This window comes from Pseudomonas moraviensis subsp. stanleyae (assembly GCF_036283065.1).
In the GTDB taxonomy this organism is placed as follows: Bacteria; Pseudomonadota; Gammaproteobacteria; order Pseudomonadales; family Pseudomonadaceae; genus Aquipseudomonas; species Aquipseudomonas stanleyae.
Genome location: NZ_JAADJI010000014.1, coordinates 127256 through 146271, shown reverse-complemented (window position 1 = coordinate 146271; position 19016 = coordinate 127256). Strand labels below are relative to the sequence as shown.

Here is a 19016-nt window from a genome sequence, read left to right as displayed (position 1 = left end):
GAACTCAAGCTTATGAACGTAACGATTTTGCATGGCTACAGCGCGTCCAACTCCGGTGACGGTCTGCTCGTCGATCTGGCCATCGCTCTGGTGCAGCGTAACTTCGGTGACGACACCGCGATCAATGTCGTGGCATCCGATCCCGAGTCGTTCAACTATCTGCCGCACCCGCGTTTCGATGCGCCGGTGATGGCCGCCAAAGGTCTGGGCCGGGTCAAGCAAGCGGTGTTTCTCAATCAGTCCTACGCCGGGCTCGCCGAGCTGCTGAAGAAGACCGATCTGATCGTTGGTGTCGGCGGCGGGTACATGCGTTCCAAGAGCGCGTTCGAGCACATAAAGCTGAAGCTCGGCCACGCCAAGCAACTGGAAACCGCGATCCTCAGCAAGGTACCGTCGGTGTACCTGCCGCAGAGCATCGGCCCGTTCCACGGCGAGAGCAGCAAGATCGTCGAGCATTACGCCAGCGCCGATGCGGTGTTCGTGCGCGACAACCGCTCCTCGGCGATCTTCGATGCTTGTGAAAACGTCTACCGCGCGCCGGATCTGGCGGTGCAGTCGCTGGCCGGCAAGATTCTTCAGCAACCGAAGTTCACCCGGTGCGCCGTGTCGCCGGCGACAGTCTGCGTAGTGCTGCGCAAGCCACCGGAGTGGAGCAAAGAGAAGAAGGTCGCCTACGTCGCCAATCTGAAACTGCTGCTGCAACGTCTGAAGAACAAGAGCAAAGTGGTCTGCGCCGTACAAAGCGCGGTGCGCGGCAACGATGACGGTGCGTTCTATCGCGAGCTGGGCATCAATGAAGACCTGCTGTCGCTGAAGGCAACCATCGCCAAATATCAGCCGGACCTGGTGATCTCGGTGCGTCTGCACGGCGCCATCGAATCGCTGCTCTCCGGCGTGCCGGCGTATCACATCAGCTACGAGCGCAAAGGCTTTGGTGCCTATCAGGACATGGGCGTCGAGGACTGGGTGATCAATGGCGGCGATATCGACGTCGACACCATCATCAACACCGTTTACGCGCCGAATGCGCTGGCCGATTTCGGCAAGCGCCTGACCGACACCTGCCGCGAAATCGAAGCGAAAACCGTGGCCATGGACGAAATCATCAAGGGTGTCATTCGATGATATTTCGGCTGATGCTTCGCGGCGGAGCCTTGGGCGCGAAGTTCTTGCTGGTGTTGGCCATCACCCATTACCTCGGGTACGAGGCGTTGGGCTTTTACGGCGTGGTGGTCGCGGCTTCGCTGATCGCTTCGAAGTTCTACAGCGTCGGCTTCAGTTCAGAGATCAACCGGTTGATCAGCGTCGGCGGCAGTTCGCGGCGCGTGGTCGACAAAGTCCTGTTGCTGTATCTGGCGGTGGGGCTGTTGCTGTCGGTGCTCACCGTACTGATCTATTCGCTGTTCCAGTCGGTGGAAGCAACCGCCACGCTGATCCTTTGCGTGACCCTGGTGCTGCTCACCGAACACCTGTCGTTCGAAATCAATTCCTTCGTGTTTTCTGCGCAGAAAGCCACCGCCGGTGCCTTGCTGTTTTTCGTCAAGACCGGCCTGTGGGCGGTGTTGGCGGTCGGCGGCATGATGCTCGGCTGGGTCGCGGGTATCGCCAGTGTGTTGTGGTTGTGGGTCGCCGCCAACGTGCTGGTGATCATCGCCGGTTACCTGATCGTGGTGAACGTGCACAAGGGGCGCGAAGCAGCGGTGCTGGACACCGCGACGGTGTGGAAGGCCGGGCTGCCGTTCTATCTCGGCACCGGTCTGATTGCGCTGAGTCAATACGCCGAACGCTTTCTGATCATCGATCTGGAGCCCTACGCCAGCCTCGGTAAATATGTGTACGCCTGGTCAGCAGCGAACACCTTGCAGGCGTTGTCGTATGCGGTGGTGGCGGTGGTCGGCATTCCGGTGCTGGCCAAGCGTTTTCAGGCCGATCAGCAGGCGTTCACGGTCAGGCAACTGTTCGTCAACAAATGGGTGATGCGTTCCCTCGCGGTCTCCGCCGTTGTCGCCGTAGCGATCTATGTCTTTTTCAATCTGCTGCTCGATTACGTCGCCAACAGCGTGCCGCGTCCGGATAACGCGCTCCTCGCGGTGCTGATTTTTTCTTTCGCCTTGCGGGCGATCGGCGACATCGTCTGGGGCGGTTTGATTGCTTCGAAAAACAGTCGGGTATCGCTGGCCAGCGCGGCGATCTGCCTGCTGATTTCGGTGCCGGTCAGCTATGTGTTGATCAAGCATTACTCGATCTATGGCGCGGCGTGGGGCAACGTTTTCGCCATCGTCGTGCAACTTGGTGTGATCGCGCTGTTGACCCGTGTGACCGGCGCGAAGAAGGCTGCGCTGTCATGGGCTTGAAACTGCCGCGCATCGAATTTCGCGGGCGCAAATTCGATTCGTCGATTTCCTTTCTGATCCTGTTCACCGGGCTGTTCCTGTCAGTGGCGATGCCGCTGCTGGTACCGCGCGATCCCGGGCCGGATGCGATGACGTTGTGGTCGTCGTATGCGCGTGCCGACAACTGCAATTTCTGGAATCCGTTCTCGCCGGATCGCTCGTCCTATGAGTGTTCGGCGTTCCTGCTGCGGCCCACCGGGATCAACCTGACCAATGCCTGGGCCTACGGCATGTTCTGCAATTTCTTCCTCACGGCGATTCCGGTGGTGGTGTTCCGGCGCATGCCGCTGACCATCTTCGGCACCCTGTGCCTGTGGGGCATCGTTCGTTCGTTTTTTCTCGAGAACCTGACCAAGGAAATCATTGTGTCGGTGGCGGTGTTGAGCATTCTGCTCAGCGCGTTGACGCGCAAATATCGCGGCGGTTTTTTTCTCTCGGCGGTGATCTACGGCGTGTTGATCCGGCCGTACTGGATTCTGTTTTCGCTGTCGTGGGTCGGCGTCTGCGTGATGAAAAAGTACGTCTCGCGCTTCACCTTTTTTCTCATGCTGTTCCTGTTTTATCTGGCGGTGGCCATGGCGATTCAGCTGGCGCTGGGCTTTCCGGTGTCATCGATCCGGGCGAGCAACAACGAGCTGCGCACGGCGGGCGAGGAGGGCTCGAAGTCGCTGATCGTCTCGTGGCTCAGCGGCAGCGACTTCGTCTCCCAGGCGCTGGATTCGATGATTATTTTCTTCCGCCTGTCGTTCCCGGTTGAGCTGATTCTGCTGTCCGGGCCGGGACAGGTGATCTTCGTTGCGCTGATGATCATGACCGCGCTGCTGCTGTTCAAAGTCATCACTTCGACCGACTACAAGGGCGCGCCGATCCAGACCAAACCCAAGGAACTGATCGCGATTCCACTGGCGTTTCTGTTGGTGCAAGGCTTGTTTGAGCCGGACTTCGGCTCCTTCGCCCGACACTTCTCGATGGTCGTGCCGGTGCTGTTCGTTGGCCTGGGTTTGATGCTGCGCGCGAACAAACCGGTGCAGGTCGAATCAAGAATTCTCACTTAAGGCAGGTGCTCTATGTCGAGCAAGAAAAAGTCCCTGGAGATCGAAACCCTGCGCGGCCTGGCGTGCCTGCTGCTGGTGCTCTATCACGTCATCGGCCCGCTGGGCGGCGGTTTGAAGATCGACATCGGCTCGCCGTTCCGGGTCATCGCCGACTCGATGGTGTACGTGCGCATGCCGCTGTTCACCTTTATCTCCGGCTACATCTATTCGATCTACAAGATTCGCGGCAATGACTTTTCCGCGTTTTTTGCCGGCAAGGTGCGCCGGTTGATCGTGCCGCTGTTCTGCGTCGGCGTACCGTTCTCGGTACTGCAAGCGGTGGGTCCGGGAGTGAACAAGGACGTCGGCGTAATTGATGCGCTGTTGTCGTTCTGGGTGCCGATCAACCACTTCTGGTTCTTGCAGGCGGTGTTCAGCATTTTCATCTTCGTCGGCGTGCTGGAATGGCGCGGCATGCTGCGTTCGCCTTTGCGCCTGTATGGGCTGTTTGCTTTCGCCGCGGTGTTGTTCCTGCTGCCGCCGTTACCGCTGGATGCGTTCGGTATCAACGGTGCGATTTACCTGCTGCCGTTTTTCGTCGCGGGGATGATTGGCCAGGAAAATGTCGATGCGTTGAAACAGCGTTTCAAGGTAGTCGGGCCGCTGCTGTTTGTGCTGATTTCGCTGACGTTGTTGTATGTCGCGGCGATTGATCGTGAGCTGATTGTTGATCGCCGGAGTCTGATCGGTTTGACGGTGGGTTGTGTGTCTTGCATCGCCTTGCTGTCGAGTGACATGCGTTCGAAAGCGCTGACCTGGCTGGGCGGGTATTCCTATGCAATCTTCCTTTTTCATGTGCTGTTCGCGGCGACCTCGCGGGTTGTGCTGGGGCGCTTGGGTGTGAAGGATGAGAGCTTGCTGGTGCTGGGTGGTCTGAGCTGTGGATTACTCGGACCGGTGGTGTTGGGGATGGTGTTCAGTCGGTTCAATTTCACCTCGGTGCTGTTCCTCGGCGAGCGGGCCGCGAAGGAGAAAGCGCCGGTGATTGTGGCTCCGGTGGTGCAGACGCAATCATCCCCGTAGGCGCTGACGAGTGAAACGAGGCTGCGATCTTTTGATCTTTTGCCGTGGCTTGCGAAAGTCAAAAGATCGCAGCCTCGTTGCACTCGTCAGCTCCTACAGTGGATCCGTGCAAGTCACACATCCTTGTGGGAGCGAGCCTGCTCGCGAAAGGGCCATCCCGGACAAAGGAAATATTGAATGATGCCAGTAGACGCCCCTCAACCAGTCGCCACCTCGGCCATCACGGTAGAGGATGCCAGCGAACGTTTTGCGCAATGGCGCGAGGGCAAGGCCGGCAAGGTGTTGTCCGTTTCGGTGATCGGCGACAGCTACACCGCCGGGCAGGATTTTTACCTGAACAAACTGGTGCAACGAGTGGCTGCCGAGGTGGGTTTCGCCGGCCCCGGTTACGTCGGGTTCAATCACGGCGCGGCGCTGGGCGGCACGCATTTCAAATACACCCGCAGCAGCGACAAATACTTCGGTGGCGACTGGAAGGTTTCCGAGCTGGGCCAGGCCAGCCCGGACAGTCGCACGATCAGCGGCAAACCTGGCGCCTGGTTGCAGGTGGATGCCAACCCTTCGCCGCGCATCGATACCGCGGTGACTCAGGCGAAACTGTTGTATCTGGGTAACGGCGGATCCGACGAACTGCGCTATCGCTGGTCGCCCACGCAAGACTGGCGCCCGTTGCAGCTCGCAGGCTCGGGCGTTCAGGAAGTCGCGCTACCCGGTGCTCCATCAGCCGCAGACTGGTCATTCAAACTGGAAGTGGTGAAAGGCGCGCCGACGCTGTTCGGCCTGTGGCTGGGCAACGAGCAGAAGGGTGTGCGGGTGTCGAAACTGGCGGCGTCAGGTGCGGCATCGGCCGATTTCTATCACGCCGATCCGCAGTGGCAGACGCAATGGAAAGCCGTGGTGGCGAAGATCCCGGCCGACGTTTACCTGATCATGCTCGGCGGCAACGACCAAGGGTTTGGCGTCAAGCCTGCGCAGTATCTGCAAAACGTGCAGGGCCTGGTGAGCATGCTGCGCGAGATTCAGCCAGCGGCGAGCATCAACCTGATCATGCGCCAGGACACCACGCGTTCCAGTGCTTATCCGATGTCGGCCTATGCACAGGTGCTCGAACCGTGGGCACGCGAGCAGCATCTCGGCTTCGCCAACCTGCAATGCGCGTTCGGTCCCGACGTCAAACGCTACGCCAGCGCGATGATCGGCCCGGACCGGATTCATCCGCTGCCGGCCACGGGCGGGAGGGTGATTGCCGATTATTTTTATGCCTGGATCATGGGCGCGAACGACCGTTGCGACAAACCCCCGTTGTAGGAGCTGACGAGTGAAACGAGGCTGCGATCTCTTGATCTTGATCTTGATCTTCATCGCAATCCGAAAAGATCGCAGCCTCGTTTCACTCGTCAGCTCCTACGGGTTGATCATGTCGATGCGAAGTGATCGACGTGATCCAGCAGCTCCGCGAGCTTGCGCGGCATCAACCGCGCATCACAACGTGTCTCCACATTAATGATGATCGCCGGGTCATTGCAGCAGATGCGCACGCGAAAGCGCCAGTCGCTGAAAATCACTTTCAGCCCATCGCGGTCATCCATTTCCAGCGCCTGTTCGCCATACAACGCCTTCAGGTGCGCGAGCAGCGAATAGGGATCGCGCATCGGCCGGCGAATATCCCCCGACGCGGGAAACACGCCAATCCGTTCCACCAGCAGAATCGTGCCCAGCCAGGTTTCGTTGGCGCTGGGCAGCGGTTGATGGCGCGACAACCAGCTCATCACCCCGAGGTTGTCCACCTCACGTTCAATCTCTGTCGAATGTTGTGCAATGTTCATGGTTGCCTGCCTGTGGGGAGTGGAAAGCCGTCTCAGCGGCCCTTGAGGTACACGTTGTCGTAGCAGAAGTTGGTCGCCTGCAGATAGCCCTCGGCATCGCCGCAATCGAAGCGCAGGCCTTTGAATTTGTAAGCCAGCACGCAGCCGTTCTGCGCCTGCTTCATCAGCGCGTCGGTGATCTGGATTTCGCCGCCCTTGCCCGGTTGCGTGTCGGCGATCAGGTCGAAGATATCCGGCGTAAGAATGTAGCGCCCGATGATCGCCAGGTTCGACGGCGCGTCCTGCGGTGCCGGTTTTTCCACCATGTTGTTGACCCGGTAGATGCCGTCGGAAATCAGCTCGCCGGCGATCACCCCGTACTTGTGAGTCTGGTCGGCCGGGACTTCCTGGATAGCGACGATCGAGCAGCGGAATTTCTTGTACAGCTCGATCATCTGCGACAGCACGCCGTCGCCTTCGAGGTTCAGGCACAGGTCGTCGGCCAACACCACGGCAAACGGCTCGTCACCAATCAACGGGCGGCCGCTGAGAATCGCATGCCCCAGGCCTTTCATTTCCACCTGACGGGTGTAAGAGAAGGTGCACGTGTCGATCAGCTCGCGGGTGCCGGCAAGGAATTTCTCTTTCTCGGTACCGCGTATCTGGTGCTCGAGTTCGTAGCTGATGTCGAAGTGGTCTTCCAGCGCGCGCTTGCCCCGACCGGTGACAATGGCCATGTGTTGCAGGCCGGCGTCCCGTGCTTCTTCGACGGCGTATTCGATCAACGGCTTGTTGACGATCGGCAGCATCTCTTTCGGCATGGCTTTGGTCGCCGGCAAGAAACGCGTGCCGTAGCCGGCAGCGGGGAACAAACATTTACGAATCATAAAAGTATCCTGGACAGTCATGGAACACAGGCGACGGTTGCGCACCAGAGCATGGCGGCAAGTTTCAATGATTATTGAAGGCTTACTTTAATACCCGAGTCAGGTTGTAGATGGCAATTAGTTGCGCTGTTAAAAGGCGGCAATGTTATGAGATGTCGACTACTTCGTTATAAGTTATTTTTAGTCGGTATCTGTTGATAGTGGTAAGTGCGCAGGGAGTGCTAATAAGTACCCGTAGATAGTTTGACCGGCAAAAATAATTATTGCCAGTGGTTGAACTAAATTTGATTGTGGTGGTTGTCGCCTTGTTTGTGTGAATTGCTCCGCATATCCACTCGTAATGGCTTGACACGCTACCGGGTATTTATTCAATGACGGACCGCGCTATGAAAATTCTGGTAACGGGTGGCGCCGGCTATATCGGCTCGCATACCACACTTGCATTGCTTGAAGCAGGTTATGAAGTTGTCGTCCTGGATAATCTTTGTAACAGCAGCGACGCAGCACTTCACGCTGTTGAAGCCATCTGCGGCAAAAGTGCGTGGATGATTCGCGGCGATGTCTGCGATCGCACGTTGCTGGATCGTATTTTTCGCGAACATCAGATCGACGCCGTGCTGCATTTCGCCGGGCTGAAAGCCGTGGGCGAAAGCGTGCGCAAGCCGCTCGAATACTACGAAACCAATGTCGGTGGCAGCATCACCCTGTGCCAGGCGATGGCGGCGGCGGGGGTGTTCCGGCTGGTGTTCAGTTCCTCGGCGACGGTGTATGGCGAACCCGAGGAAATGCCGATTCGCGAGGATTTTCCCACGGGCAATCCGACCAATCCCTACGGCCAGTCCAAGCTGATCGTCGAGAACGTGCTGCGCGACCTGAGCCTCGCCGAGCCGCGCTGGAGCATCGCGTTGCTGCGCTACTTCAACCCGATCGGCGCCCACGCCAGCGGGCACATGGGCGAAGACCCCAACGGCATCCCGAACAATCTGGTGCCGTATATCAGCCAGGTCGCGGTCGGCAGCCTGCGTGAGTTGTCGATCTTCGGGAACGATTACCCGACCGCCGATGGCACCGGCGTGCGCGATTACATCCATGTCGTTGACTTGGCGGACGGGCATTTGAAGGCGTTGCAGTCGATCAGCGAGCGCACCGGCATTCACACCTGGAACCTCGGCACCGGCGATGGCTACAGCGTCCTGCAAGTGTTGCACGCTTTCGAACAGGCCTGCGGCCGGCCGGTGCCGTACCGGATGATGCCGCGTCGCGCCGGTGACATTGCCGAGAGTTTTGCCGACGCGTCGAAAGCGGCGAAAGAACTCGGCTGGAAGGCCACGCGCAACTTGCAGGACATGGTCGCCGACACTTGGCGCTGGCAATCGAATCATCCCAACGGTTATTCGCGATGATGGCCATTTAGTCCGATGTTAGTTTCAGTCAGGTTGTTAGATAACGTCGGGAAATTACACTGGCAATGCCTTTTGCAAGTCCGTAGATATAAACCTGCCGTTCGACTTTTAGCAGTTGCGTATGGCTGTGAAAGAACAACGGATCTTGTTCGCGCTCTTTGCGGACTTGAAAGCTACCAGCTCTGACACAGATCTGTTTTTTAACAGTTCGAATGTTAGAAAGGAGTTGTTATGAAAAAAGTGATGGCAGTTGCCCTGTTGACGATGTTGAGCAACTGGGCTGCCGCAGCTGAAGCGCCGTTGACAGCGGTAACCAATGTAGGTGGCAGTGTGGCGGCTTCGCAAGCGCCCGCGGCCAGTACTGCAATGGTTGCCAGTGCTGTAGCGGCGTCCAACAGCGGCGGTAGTGCCAACGGCGGTACCACCGGTACGACAGGTACCACCGGTACAACCGGCACGCATAACTAACAGGAACATTTGTTAGTGCAGTACAGAGTCGCCCGACGCAAGTCGGGTGACTTTGTTTTTTGGATTCGCCCTTGAATAGCGTAGTGCCATTATGACTCGTAGTGTTTATCTTTTAATGTTGGCAAGTCTCGCTTTGCAAGGTTGCATGTTTTCCCCCGGTCAGTACCTGAGCACCAGCGATATCACCCGCCAGGGCGCCAGCGAAAGCAGCCGGGTCGAGCTGATTCCGATCACCCCCAAGCTGATCGCCATGAACCGCGCCACGCAAAAGCGTGAGTCGCTGCCGCCGGAGCTGCTGGTGACGCCAGCGGAATATCGCATCGGCAACAATGACGTGTTGTACATCACCGTCTGGGATCACCCGGAGCTGACCGCGCCCTCTGGCGCGCAACAACAGATCGATGCCAACGGCCGTCTGGTGCGCTCCGATGGCACGCTGTATTACCCGTTCATCAAGGAAGTCCAGGCCGCCGGCCGGACCATCCAGCAACTGCGCGCCGACATCGAGCAGCGCTTGTCTGCATTCATCGCCGAGCCGCAGGTCGACGTCGCGGTGTTGCGCTTCGCCAGCCAGAAAGTCGTGGTCACCGGCGCGGTAACGAAGGCCGGCCCGCAGGCGATTTCGACCAATCCGCTGAGCGTGGTCGAGGCCCTCGGTTCCGCCGGCATCGACACCAACAATGCCGACTTGTCCGGGCTGTTGCTGACGCGCAACGGGCGGGTCTATCCGCTCAATCTCGACTCGCTGAATCAGCAGGATTCCGAACTGCAGAACGTCTACCTCAAGGGCGGCGATCAGCTGTATCTGCCGTACAACGACAACAAGCGCATCTATGTCATGGGCGAGGTCAACCAGCCGCGCGCGCTGAGCTTCAAGACCGCGACGATGAACTTGTCCGATGTACTCGGTTCGGTCGGCGGCCTCAGCCAGACCAGCTCGAATGGCAATGCGGTCTACGTCATTCGCGGAGTGGAAAATCTCGACGTCGAGCCCGCCAGGATCTATCAGCTCGAAGCCGAATCGCCGACCGCCATGGCGCTGGCCTCGCACTTCCAGGTGCGGCCGCAGGATGTTGTCTACGTCGGCCCGGCCAACGTCACTCGCTGGAACCGTTTCATCAGCCAGTTGGTGCCGTCGGCGTCGATTGTCGGCACCGGGGCTTCGGCAGCGAAGAACTGGAGCGAATACAGCAACAACAGCAAATAAGGCCGCCCGACTGTGAACCTATTGAAAGTGGGCGTGTGCCTGATGGCGGCCTCGTTGCTGTGCGGCTGTAATCCGCTGATGAGCGCGTCGCTGAACAACCTCAAGGCCGCCGTCGTCGGCCCCGATGAAGTTGATGTATCGGCGGCCGAAGTCGCCGGGGTCAATTATCCGCAACTGAAACTGACCACGCCGTCCGGCTCAGGCGTGCTGGCGCTGGTGCGCGAGCGCGAAGACCTGCAATTCTGGGTCGCGTCCGGCAAGCAAGTGTTGTTGCTGCGCGATGGCCTCGCCGTGCGCAGCATCGGCCTCGGTCTGCAGGGCGATCTGGATGGCACGCGGCTGGCCGATGACTCGCCGTTCAGGCAAGGCCTGCATCACGTCGCCGACGGTTTCACCACGCGGCGCTGGATCGATCTGTACAAGGGCCAGGAAGTCGGTGTGATCGTCAACAGCCGCTTTTCGCGCCGCTCCACCGAGACGCTGGAGATTCTCGACAAGACCTACTCCGTGCTGCGCGTCGATGAACAGATCGACGCTCCGGCGATCGGCCTCAGCGCGACCAACCGTTACTGGGTCGACCCGCGCGACGGTTTCATTCTGCAGAGCGAGCAACAACTGACCTCGCAACTGCGCGTCAAGCTGGTGCAACTGACTCCTGATCGCAGGCATCTGCCGTGAAGCGCTTGAGCCTTATCGCGGCGGGTTTTCTGCTGATCGCAGGGGCGAGTCAGGCCGCCGTCACCGTGTCCGGCGACGTCGCCAACCCCGGCCCGATCGAACTGCCGCCGGGCGGTCGCCTGCTCGATGTGATCAGCGAAGCCGTGCCGAATGCCGAAGGCTATTGGCTGGCGGGCGGCTTGTTGCGCCAGTCGCTGGTCGAGGAACAGACGCGGCTCAAGGTTGGAGTACTGTTCGATCTCGAGGTGCTGCAGCGCATGGCGACGCTGTTTGATCGGCCGAGCCGCGCAGCATTGGCGCAGCGCATTGCCGAAGAAGTCCGGCAAATGCCGGTGACCGGGCGGCAGATCGCTGACCTTGATCCAGTGGCGGTGGAAGTCGGCTTCGCGCGCAACATTCGTCTGGATGACGGCGATCGGCTGATCTACCCGAAACGGCTTGATGAAGTGCAGGTAGTCGGCGCGGTCAACGAGCCGTGCCACTTGCCGTATCAGCCGTTGCAGGAGGCTCGCGAATACCTGGAGGGCTGCTCGATTCTCGACGACGCCGAGGCCGATTATCTGTGGCTGATTCAGCCCAACGGCGTGTCGCGGCGCGTCGGCATCGCGCACTGGAATCGCGAGTCCGGACAGTTCCCGGTGGCCGGCAGCAGGATTCTGGTGCCGATAAAAAATGATGATCTTGATCCGCCTCTTCCTGAACTGAATCAGCAGTTGGCCGAATTCATTGCCACGCAGCTGGCCGAGGTGGTTCGTTGAAGTTACGTTTTGCAGCTGTGTTGCTATTGCCTTGCGGTCTGGCCAACGCCGAGCCGCGCATCACCCAGAATGACTTCGGTGGCGCCGGTCTGTTGCAGACGCCGACGGCGCGCATGGCCCCGGCCGGCGAGCTGAGCGTCAACGCCAACCGCACCGACCCTTACAGCCGCTATAGCGTGTCGTTGCAGCCGCTGGACTGGCTCGAAGGATCGTTTCGCTACACCGCGATTACCAACCGGCCGTACGGCTCGGAGGCCCTCAGCGGCAGTCAAAGCTATAAGGACAAGGCGGTCGACGCCAAGGTACGCCTGTGGCAGGAAAGCCACTGGGCGCCGGAAGTGGCGCTGGGCTTTCGAGATATCGGTGGTACCGGTTTGTTCTCCAGCGAATTCTTCGTTGCCAACAAGCGCTTCGACAATTTCGATTTCAGCGCCGGCATCGCCTGGGGCTACATCGGTAATCGCGGCGACTTCGACAACCCGTTGGGCTACGTCAGCAATCGCTTCGATACCCGCCCGGCGCTGGAAGGCACCGGTGACGTCAACTCCGGCTCGTACTTTCGTGGCAGGCCATCACTGTTCGGTGGCGTGAGCTATCAGACACCGTGGGATCGACTGAGTCTGAAGCTGGAGTTCGAAGGCAACGACTACAAGAACGAGCCGAAAGACAACGAGATCAAACAGGACTCGCCGATCAACCTCGGTGCGGTGTTCAAGGTCACCGACTCGATCGACCTCAGCGCCGCCTGGGAGCGGGGCAATACGGCGATGTTCGGCGTGACCTTCCACACCAATTTCGTCAGCCGCAAGGCGCCGGCGAAAACCTACGACCCGACCCCGGAACCGCTGCCGGCGAAGGCGCCCACGACGTCGATGGAGCAGGTCAACTGGGCCGATGTGTCGCGGCGTTTGCAACAGAATGCCGGGTACAAGGTCGAGCGCATCAGCCAGCGTGATTCCGAGTTGATCGTCTATGGCGAGCAGCAGCGTTATTTCCATTCGTCCAAGGCTGTCGGCCGCGCGAGCCGGATTCTCGACAACAGCGTCAACGACGACATCGACTGGTTCACCGTGGTCAACAAGCGCTACGACTTGCCGCTGGAAGAAACCAGCCTGCCGCGCCAGACCTTCCGCGAAGTGATCAGCAACGAAGAACCGTTGGAGTCGCTGCACCGCACCACCGAAATCAACCCGGCGATGCCACACAACGAGAAAACCCTCTACAGCGAAGCGCCGCAGCATTTCAGCTATGGCGTCGGTCTGGGCTTCAAGCAGAACGTCGGCGGTCCGGATGGTCTGCTCTATCAATTCAGCGCGGATGCGGACGCGGAATATCGCTTCAACCGCAACACCTGGTGGAGCGGTTTGCTCAGCGCCAACCTGGTCAATAACTTCGACAAATTTGTCTACGACGCGCCGAGCGGATTGCCGCGCGTGCGCACGGATCTGCGCCAGTACCTGACCACCTCCAACACGACCATGCCGTTGTTCCAGCTCAGCCATGCCGAGCAGTTGGACAAGGATCTGTACGGCATGGTTTACGGTGGTTATCTGGAATCGATGTTTGCCGGCGTCGGCGCCGAAGTGTTGTTCCGCCCGACGGGCGAGCGTTGGTCGCTGGGCGCAGATTTGAACTGGGTGCGCCAGCGTGATTTCGATCAGGGCTTCGCGTTGCGCGATTACTCGGTGGTGACCGGGCACATCACCGGTTACACCGATCTGCCGTTCGACACGCTGGCGGCGGTCAGTGTCGGTCGCTATCTGGCCGGGGACTGGGGCACGACCGTGGACATCTCCCGCGAGTTTTTCAACGGCGTGCGCGTCGGTGCCTGGGCGACCATCACCACGGCCAGCAGCGCCGAATATGGCGAAGGTAGCTTCGATAAGGGCCTGTACCTGTCGATCCCGTTCGACGAAATGATGAGCATGTCTACCATGCGCCGCGCCAACCTGGTCTGGGCGCCGCTGACCCGAGATGGCGGCGCCAGACTGAGCCGCAGCTATCAACTGCACTCGATGACGGATAGCCGGGAAGGGGACATGTTCTATCGCAACTTCGAGAAGATTACCGAGTAAGCGCTGACCTCCCAAGCCCGACACAAAACCCTTGTAGGGTTGAGCCTGCTCGCGATAGCGTCCGATCAGCCGACATCGTTGTTAACTGACATACCGCCATCGCGAGCAGGCTCACTCCTACATTTGATCGTCATCCAATTACGGAACCCGGCCATAACCCAACCCCCCTGTGGGAGCGAGCCTGCTCGCGAAGGCGCCGGCACATCCAACATCCCCATCGCCAGACACGCCGCTTTCGCGAGCAGGCTCGCTCCCACAGGGAGCGCACCTGTGTTCGATACCGGTGTGCCAAACCCCGCCCACAAAAAAGGGGACTTTCGTCCCCTTGCGATCTGAAGCGCTGAACCTCAGTAAATATCCTTCGACAACAACGTAAACGGCGTCTTCACCAGGATCTTCAGATCCAGCCACAACGACCAGCTGTTGATGTACTGCAGGTCGATCTCGACACGCTTCTGCATCTTGTCGATAGTGTCGGTCTCACCCCGGCAGCCGCTGATCTGGGCCAGCCCGGTGATCCCCGGTTTAATCCGGTGACGCGCCATGTAAGCGAGGATCTTGCCCGAATAGTAGTTGTTGTGCGCAACAGCATGTGGACGCGGACCCACCAGAGCCATATGCCCCTGCAACACGTTGAACAGTTGCGGCAACTCATCCAGCGACGTGCGACGGATAAAGCGACCCACTGCGGTGATACGCGAGTCATTACGACTGGCTTGTTTCACTTCGCGATCATCGTGGACACGCATCGAGCGGAATTTCCAGACCTTGATCACCTTGCCGTTCCAGCCATGACGATCCTGCTTGAAAAACACCGGGCCGGGCGAGTTGAGTTTCACTGCCAGAGCGATGATCAACAGTAGCGGACTGAGCGCGATGATCGCCAGGAACGCCACGGTTTTCTCGACCAGACTTTTGCTCAGCGCAGCGGTCGGGCGGCTGGTCAGGGGGCTTTCGTTCAGGTAGATCGCCGGCAGGCCGTCCACGACTTTCACCGAGTGGTTGAGCAGGGTCAGGCTGTTCAAGTCCGGCACCCACACCACATCGACGTTGGCACCGAGCAAATCGACATACATCGCTTCGATTTTCGCTGCTTCGCACAGCGGCAGGGTGATGTACAAGCGGCGGATGTCGTGGGCTTCGATCAGCTCAAGCAACTCGTCCTGAGCGCCAACGACCCGCGGAGCATCCGAGGCGAGAGCAGGCTTGTCACCGTTGCTGACCAGACCGATCAGCGGCAGGTTTTCCAGTTGGCTGAGTTTCTTCGCCAGCCCCAACGCCAGTTCGCCAGTACCAACGATGAGCGTGCGGTGTTCGCTTTTACGCGAGCGCTGGTAGTACTTCGAAAATGCATGCAGCGGCGCGTAGAGGAAGGCCTGACCGAGGAAGCCGTACACCGCCCAGCTCAGGATCACCTGACGGGAAAACAGCTCGTCGGCCTGGCAGACAAACGCGATGCATGCCAGAGCGGCCATGGTCATCGACCAACCCATGAACAGTCGACCGAGGCCGGTCAGGTAGTTATCACGTTTGCGATAAACGCCAGTGAAGGTGTAAGCCGGAACCGAGGCCAGTACCGCGAGGGTGGCGCACATTCGGTAGTAGAACGCGACGGTGCCGGTGTGCTGTTCAGCGAGAATGAACAGCAGCGTCACAACGAAAGCCTGTGCCAGCGCCCATTGGCCCCAAAAGGTCAGTCCCTTGAGGCCCGTGCTTCGATTAATACTGAGAGAAAGATCCATACGATATCCCCAAAAGACGTCCATTCAGGTTTCAACAGTTGAAAGCCGAGTTGTTATGCAGACTTATTGTTTTTGTTTTAGCGAGTGTCTTGAGGTAACAACATCGAGAGCCGAACTGTCGTCAGCCAATAGACTAAGTTATTGTCGGGAATGGTGTCTGACGAGTTTTAACAAGATGGCACTGTGCCAACTTTTTAATATTTAAATAAAAGGCTGTTAGAAAAGGTCGTAGAGAGGAGGGTGAAAACGCGAGGGCATATTTGTTACTGTTGAAGGGTGGAGGCAGGGAGGCTCGAATTTAATCAGGGAGGTGAAATCAAACAGAGTGCTCTTGTTGTTTTTGTAGTCGCACTTTATATCCGTTTGTCTCGGTTTCGGTGTCGCCTGTAATCAGCCGACGACTTCCTGTATCAGGCAATAACCGCGGTTTCTCACGGCGCGGAACAATCGCTCGCCATTACTCGCGCTCTTGAACTTGTCCTGCAACCGACTCAGGCACATTTCCAGACCCCGGTATTGCTCGGGTTCCCGGCCAATGCTGATGATCAAGTCCTCACGACTGACCACGCGTTCTTCATGGGTCAGCATTTTCCTGACCAGAGCGGTTTCCAGGCCGGTCAGGCTGATCGCAATATTGTCCTTGAGCAATACGCCTTGATCATCGTCAAGATGCCAGGTATCGCTGCAAGGCTCAGTGCTCTCACTGACATTGGAGATATGAGCTCGGTCTGCGGTTTGCGTCGGGAAACTTTGAAACGGATTGTCTGTATGCGCGGCTCGCCACTCATTCTCAAGGGTAGCCAGTATGCGTTGAGTATCGTGTTCGATACTGCGCGCAACATTCTTTCGGCTGAGGCTTGGGTAACTGAACTCCATGACCATGGGGGCGGAAGAGGGCGAAGCAACACCTTCAACAAACATTTGTGCCTGCGACGTGCCAAACGAATTGAAACGCTCACTGGACAAGATACTTTCCAGTTCGCGTTGCGACGTTGTGCTGTGCGTCACAACAACAAAATATTTTCTGGGGAGGGTTGTACTCGTTTCCATGTCTCTCTCCTAAATACACACCAAAATTGGCTAAAAGATAAATCGGCAGGCGAGCAATGACTTCCTCGGAAGTAATCGTAGGCAGGGTTCGGGCCGAAAATGGCCGTCGATAAATTCCACTCGATCTGCTGCTATGTTATGGAGTTTTATTGTTATGAGGCGTGATGCCGTGCTCATTCAAGTGCTTGAGTTTTAACAAGTATGAAGCGCAATTGACACGATATGGCTGCATCAGACGATCCTTCGTACGTATGCAAAAGGGGAAGACTGCCCGAGACTCAGGCAGTCGATATCAGGCCCCGCATCAGGCGATAGCCGTAGCCGCGGATGCTCTGAATCGCGTTTGTACCATACATGTCCTTGATTTTTCCACGCAAGCGACTGATTGATTTTTCCAGTGCCCGGGGGTCGTAGAAATTGCTGTTGAGGCCCATGATGCTGGCGATTTCATCATGACTCAGAATGTGATTACCCGTGTTCGCAAAGGCCTCGAGGATCTTCATCTCGGCGAAAGAGATATCCAGTTTGCGCCGACTGTCCATCAGGCAGATCCGCGTCGGATCAAGCGTTAGATTGATATCTCGCTGCCAGTCTTCGCTGTTGAAGAACTCTGTCAGCAATTCGTCGTTGTCGTCGCCCAGTGTGTTGAGCTTGATACAGGCGTCCGCCCCGGCGAGAAAATATTTTAGCTTGTTGACGGCGCCGCGGCCGGTAATGACTGCGCAAATGAGCGGCTTCAAGTTCGCGTCACGCAGGTTCTGTATCAGCGCCAGATTGTCTTCGAGGGCCTGGGGACTATCGATAATCAGGAAAATGGCGCGATAGGAACCGATGTAACTCTGCTGTTTATATGAACTAGTGAAAGCACCTGTTTCCACGATCATATCGGAGTGCACGTGCTTTGCGATCAGCGTTGTAAAGTGATCAGCCACACCCACGGTACGACCCAGAGCAAGTACACCGGATTCATCATTTGTCGGGCGCGGACTTCTAGTCGCCAAGTTCCCTGAGAGCATCATGCGTTGACTCGAATTAGGTGCTGACATCGGGATGTTAAAGCACCGGTTCTCATCTGTGACTGACAATTGGTAACATTTGCGCGGATTTTAGACGTGTCTCCCGAGTTTTCTAACAATAAGTAAGCTTTTCAAGCTTTTAGTTGATTTTCTCGGGGTTGTGAACTAATGCGTAGGTGATGGCTATATGCAGTGGTGCCACTATTTTGAGCTTGTGGTGATGGCTTTGTCTATGTCCTTTTGCCATTGGTTAGCCATGTATTAATTCTGTGAAGTTGATCACACTTCATATCTGGGCTGACATATTTGTTGTAATAGAGGTAAATTTTTCCCGTTTAGTTCGTCGGCCGACGATTACTAACATGGCTTGAGTGTGGCAGTCCGTTAGACCTATTCTTCGAAATCAAAAGATCGCAGCCTTCGGCAGCTCCTACATGGAAATGCATTCCAAATGTAGGAGCTGCCGAAGGCTGCGATCTTTGGATCTTCATATGCGCCAATTGTGTAACTCAGATACTCAACCCCTGAGTGTTATTGACTGGTCGCTCACCCTGAGTGCTCTGACGGAGGATTAATGGATTTCTGGACCCTTTTCCAGGTATTGATATTAGGCGCGGTTGAAGGCCTGACCGAATTCTTGCCCATCTCGAGTACCGGCCACCAGATTATTGTCGCCGACCTGCTCGAATTCGGCGGCGAGCGCGCCATGGCGTTTAACATCATTATTCAATTGGGGGCCATTCTTGCGGTGGTCTGGGAATTTCGTGCGAAGATCTTCGAAATCGTCAAAGGACTGCCCACCGAACGCAACGCGCAAGGTTTCACCCTTAATCTGCTGATCGCGTTTTTCCCCGCCGTTATCCTCGGCGTGTTGTTCGCCGACGCGATTCATCAGTACTTGTTCAACCCGATCACCGTTGCGGTTGCCCTGGTTGTCGGCGGCATCGTCATGTTGTGGGCGGAACAGCGCAGCCATGTCGTCAGCGTCGAACATGTCGACGACATGCGCTGGTCCCACGCATTGAAGATCGGTTTCGTACAGTGCCTGGCGATGATTCCCGGCACCTCGCGCTCCGGCTCGACCATCATCGGCGGCCTGCTCTTCGGCCTCTCGCGCAAAGCCGCCACCGAGTTCTCGTTCTTCCTCGCCATGCCGACCATGGTCGGCGCCGCCGTGTACTCCGGCTACAAATACCGCGAGCTGTTCCAGCCCAACGACCTGCCAGTCTTCGCCCTCGGCTTCGTCACCGCGTTCATCTTTGCAATGATCGCCGTGCGTGGCCTGCTGAAATTTATCGCCAACCACAGCTATGCGGCGTTCGCGTGGTACCGGATCGGTTTTGGTTTGTTGATTCTTGCGACCTGGGTGTTTGGCTGGGTGAACTGGACCGCCGCAGCGGCCGCTTGAGATGTCAAG

17 protein-coding genes are annotated in these 19016 nt (G+C 57.8%); 12 read left to right on the top strand and 5 right to left on the bottom strand.

Going from position 1 to position 19016, the window contains the following annotated elements:
- Nucleotides 1–12: 12 nt before the first annotated feature.
- The 5 genes from GXB78_RS24535 to GXB78_RS24515 all read left to right on the top strand — a co-directional run bounded on the left by GXB78_RS24535 (nt 13) and on the right by GXB78_RS24515 (nt 5818).
- A complete protein-coding gene (locus GXB78_RS24535) occupies nt 13–1125 on the top strand; it encodes a polysaccharide pyruvyl transferase family protein (RefSeq protein WP_329517367.1) in 1113 nt (370 codons plus the stop codon).
- A complete protein-coding gene (locus tag GXB78_RS24530; RefSeq protein WP_329517366.1) occupies nt 1122–2354 on the top strand; it encodes an MATE family efflux transporter in 1233 nt (410 codons plus the stop codon). Before GXB78_RS24535 ends, GXB78_RS24530 begins: the two co-directional genes overlap by 4 nt.
- Nucleotides 2345–3448: a hypothetical protein gene (locus tag GXB78_RS24525; RefSeq protein ID WP_016775461.1), complete on the top strand. Its 1104-nt coding sequence runs from the start codon at nt 2345–2347 to the stop codon at nt 3446–3448. The genes GXB78_RS24530 and GXB78_RS24525 overlap by 10 nt, the downstream gene beginning before the upstream one ends.
- A 12-nt stretch (nt 3449–3460) precedes the next feature.
- Nucleotides 3461–4510, top strand: a complete 1050-nt coding sequence (locus tag GXB78_RS24520) for an acyltransferase family protein (protein ID WP_329517365.1) — start codon at nt 3461–3463, stop codon at nt 4508–4510.
- A 177-nt stretch (nt 4511–4687) separates the two neighbouring features.
- Complete coding sequence (locus GXB78_RS24515; RefSeq protein WP_329517364.1) at nt 4688–5818, top strand: SGNH/GDSL hydrolase family protein; 1131 nt, start codon at nt 4688–4690, stop codon at nt 5816–5818.
- A gap of 107 nt (nt 5819–5925) precedes the next feature.
- Here the strand turns inward: GXB78_RS24515 and GXB78_RS24510 are convergent, their stop codons facing one another.
- The gene (locus GXB78_RS24510) at nt 5926–6336 is read right to left on the bottom strand and encodes a mannose-1-phosphate guanylyltransferase (protein ID WP_329517363.1); all 411 of its coding nucleotides are present in this window, start codon (nt 6334–6336) and stop codon (nt 5926–5928) included.
- 32 nt (nt 6337–6368) lie between these two features.
- Entirely contained in the window at nt 6369–7202 is an 834-nt protein-coding gene (gene galU / locus GXB78_RS24505; RefSeq protein ID WP_329517362.1) for a UTP--glucose-1-phosphate uridylyltransferase GalU, read from the bottom strand.
- A gap of 386 nt (nt 7203–7588) precedes the next feature.
- Here galU and galE point away from each other — a divergent pair, with 386 nt between their 5' ends.
- From galE to GXB78_RS24475, 6 genes are all read left to right on the top strand, one after another.
- Complete coding sequence (gene galE / locus GXB78_RS24500) at nt 7589–8605, top strand: UDP-glucose 4-epimerase GalE (protein ID WP_253503750.1); 1017 nt, start codon at nt 7589–7591, stop codon at nt 8603–8605.
- A 231-nt stretch (nt 8606–8836) separates the two neighbouring features.
- Entirely contained in the window at nt 8837–9073 is a 237-nt protein-coding gene (locus tag GXB78_RS24495; RefSeq protein WP_016775457.1) for a hypothetical protein, read from the top strand.
- 91 nt (nt 9074–9164) lie between these two features.
- Nucleotides 9165–10280, top strand: a complete 1116-nt coding sequence (locus GXB78_RS24490; RefSeq protein ID WP_456239210.1) for a polysaccharide biosynthesis/export family protein — start codon at nt 9165–9167, stop codon at nt 10278–10280.
- Between the two features lie 12 nt (nt 10281–10292).
- Complete coding sequence (locus GXB78_RS24485; protein ID WP_329517360.1) at nt 10293–10958, top strand: YjbF family lipoprotein; 666 nt, start codon at nt 10293–10295, stop codon at nt 10956–10958.
- Nucleotides 10955–11716 (top strand): capsule biosynthesis GfcC family protein, encoded by a 762-nt coding sequence (locus tag GXB78_RS24480; RefSeq protein ID WP_329517359.1) that lies wholly within the window; start codon nt 10955–10957, stop codon nt 11714–11716. Before GXB78_RS24485 ends, GXB78_RS24480 begins: the two co-directional genes overlap by 4 nt.
- Nucleotides 11713–13791, top strand: coding sequence for a YjbH domain-containing protein (locus GXB78_RS24475; protein ID WP_329517358.1), 2079 nt, complete (start codon nt 11713–11715; stop codon nt 13789–13791). The genes GXB78_RS24480 and GXB78_RS24475 overlap by 4 nt, the downstream gene beginning before the upstream one ends.
- A gap of 347 nt (nt 13792–14138) precedes the next feature.
- Here the strand turns inward: GXB78_RS24475 and GXB78_RS24465 are convergent, their stop codons facing one another.
- From GXB78_RS24465 to GXB78_RS24455, 3 genes are all read right to left on the bottom strand, one after another.
- Nucleotides 14139–15533 (bottom strand): undecaprenyl-phosphate glucose phosphotransferase, encoded by a 1395-nt coding sequence (locus GXB78_RS24465; protein ID WP_329517357.1) that lies wholly within the window; start codon nt 15531–15533, stop codon nt 14139–14141.
- Between the two features lie 390 nt (nt 15534–15923).
- The gene (locus GXB78_RS24460) at nt 15924–16583 is read right to left on the bottom strand and encodes a winged helix-turn-helix domain-containing protein (protein ID WP_329517356.1); all 660 of its coding nucleotides are present in this window, start codon (nt 16581–16583) and stop codon (nt 15924–15926) included.
- A gap of 278 nt (nt 16584–16861) precedes the next feature.
- Nucleotides 16862–17602, bottom strand: a complete 741-nt coding sequence (locus GXB78_RS24455) for a winged helix-turn-helix domain-containing protein (protein WP_329517355.1) — start codon at nt 17600–17602, stop codon at nt 16862–16864.
- Nucleotides 17603–18173: 571 nt separating this feature from the next.
- Here GXB78_RS24455 and GXB78_RS24450 point away from each other — a divergent pair.
- Complete coding sequence (locus GXB78_RS24450; RefSeq protein WP_329517354.1) at nt 18174–19007, top strand: undecaprenyl-diphosphate phosphatase; 834 nt, start codon at nt 18174–18176, stop codon at nt 19005–19007.
- Nucleotides 19008–19016: the final 9 nt, after the last annotated feature.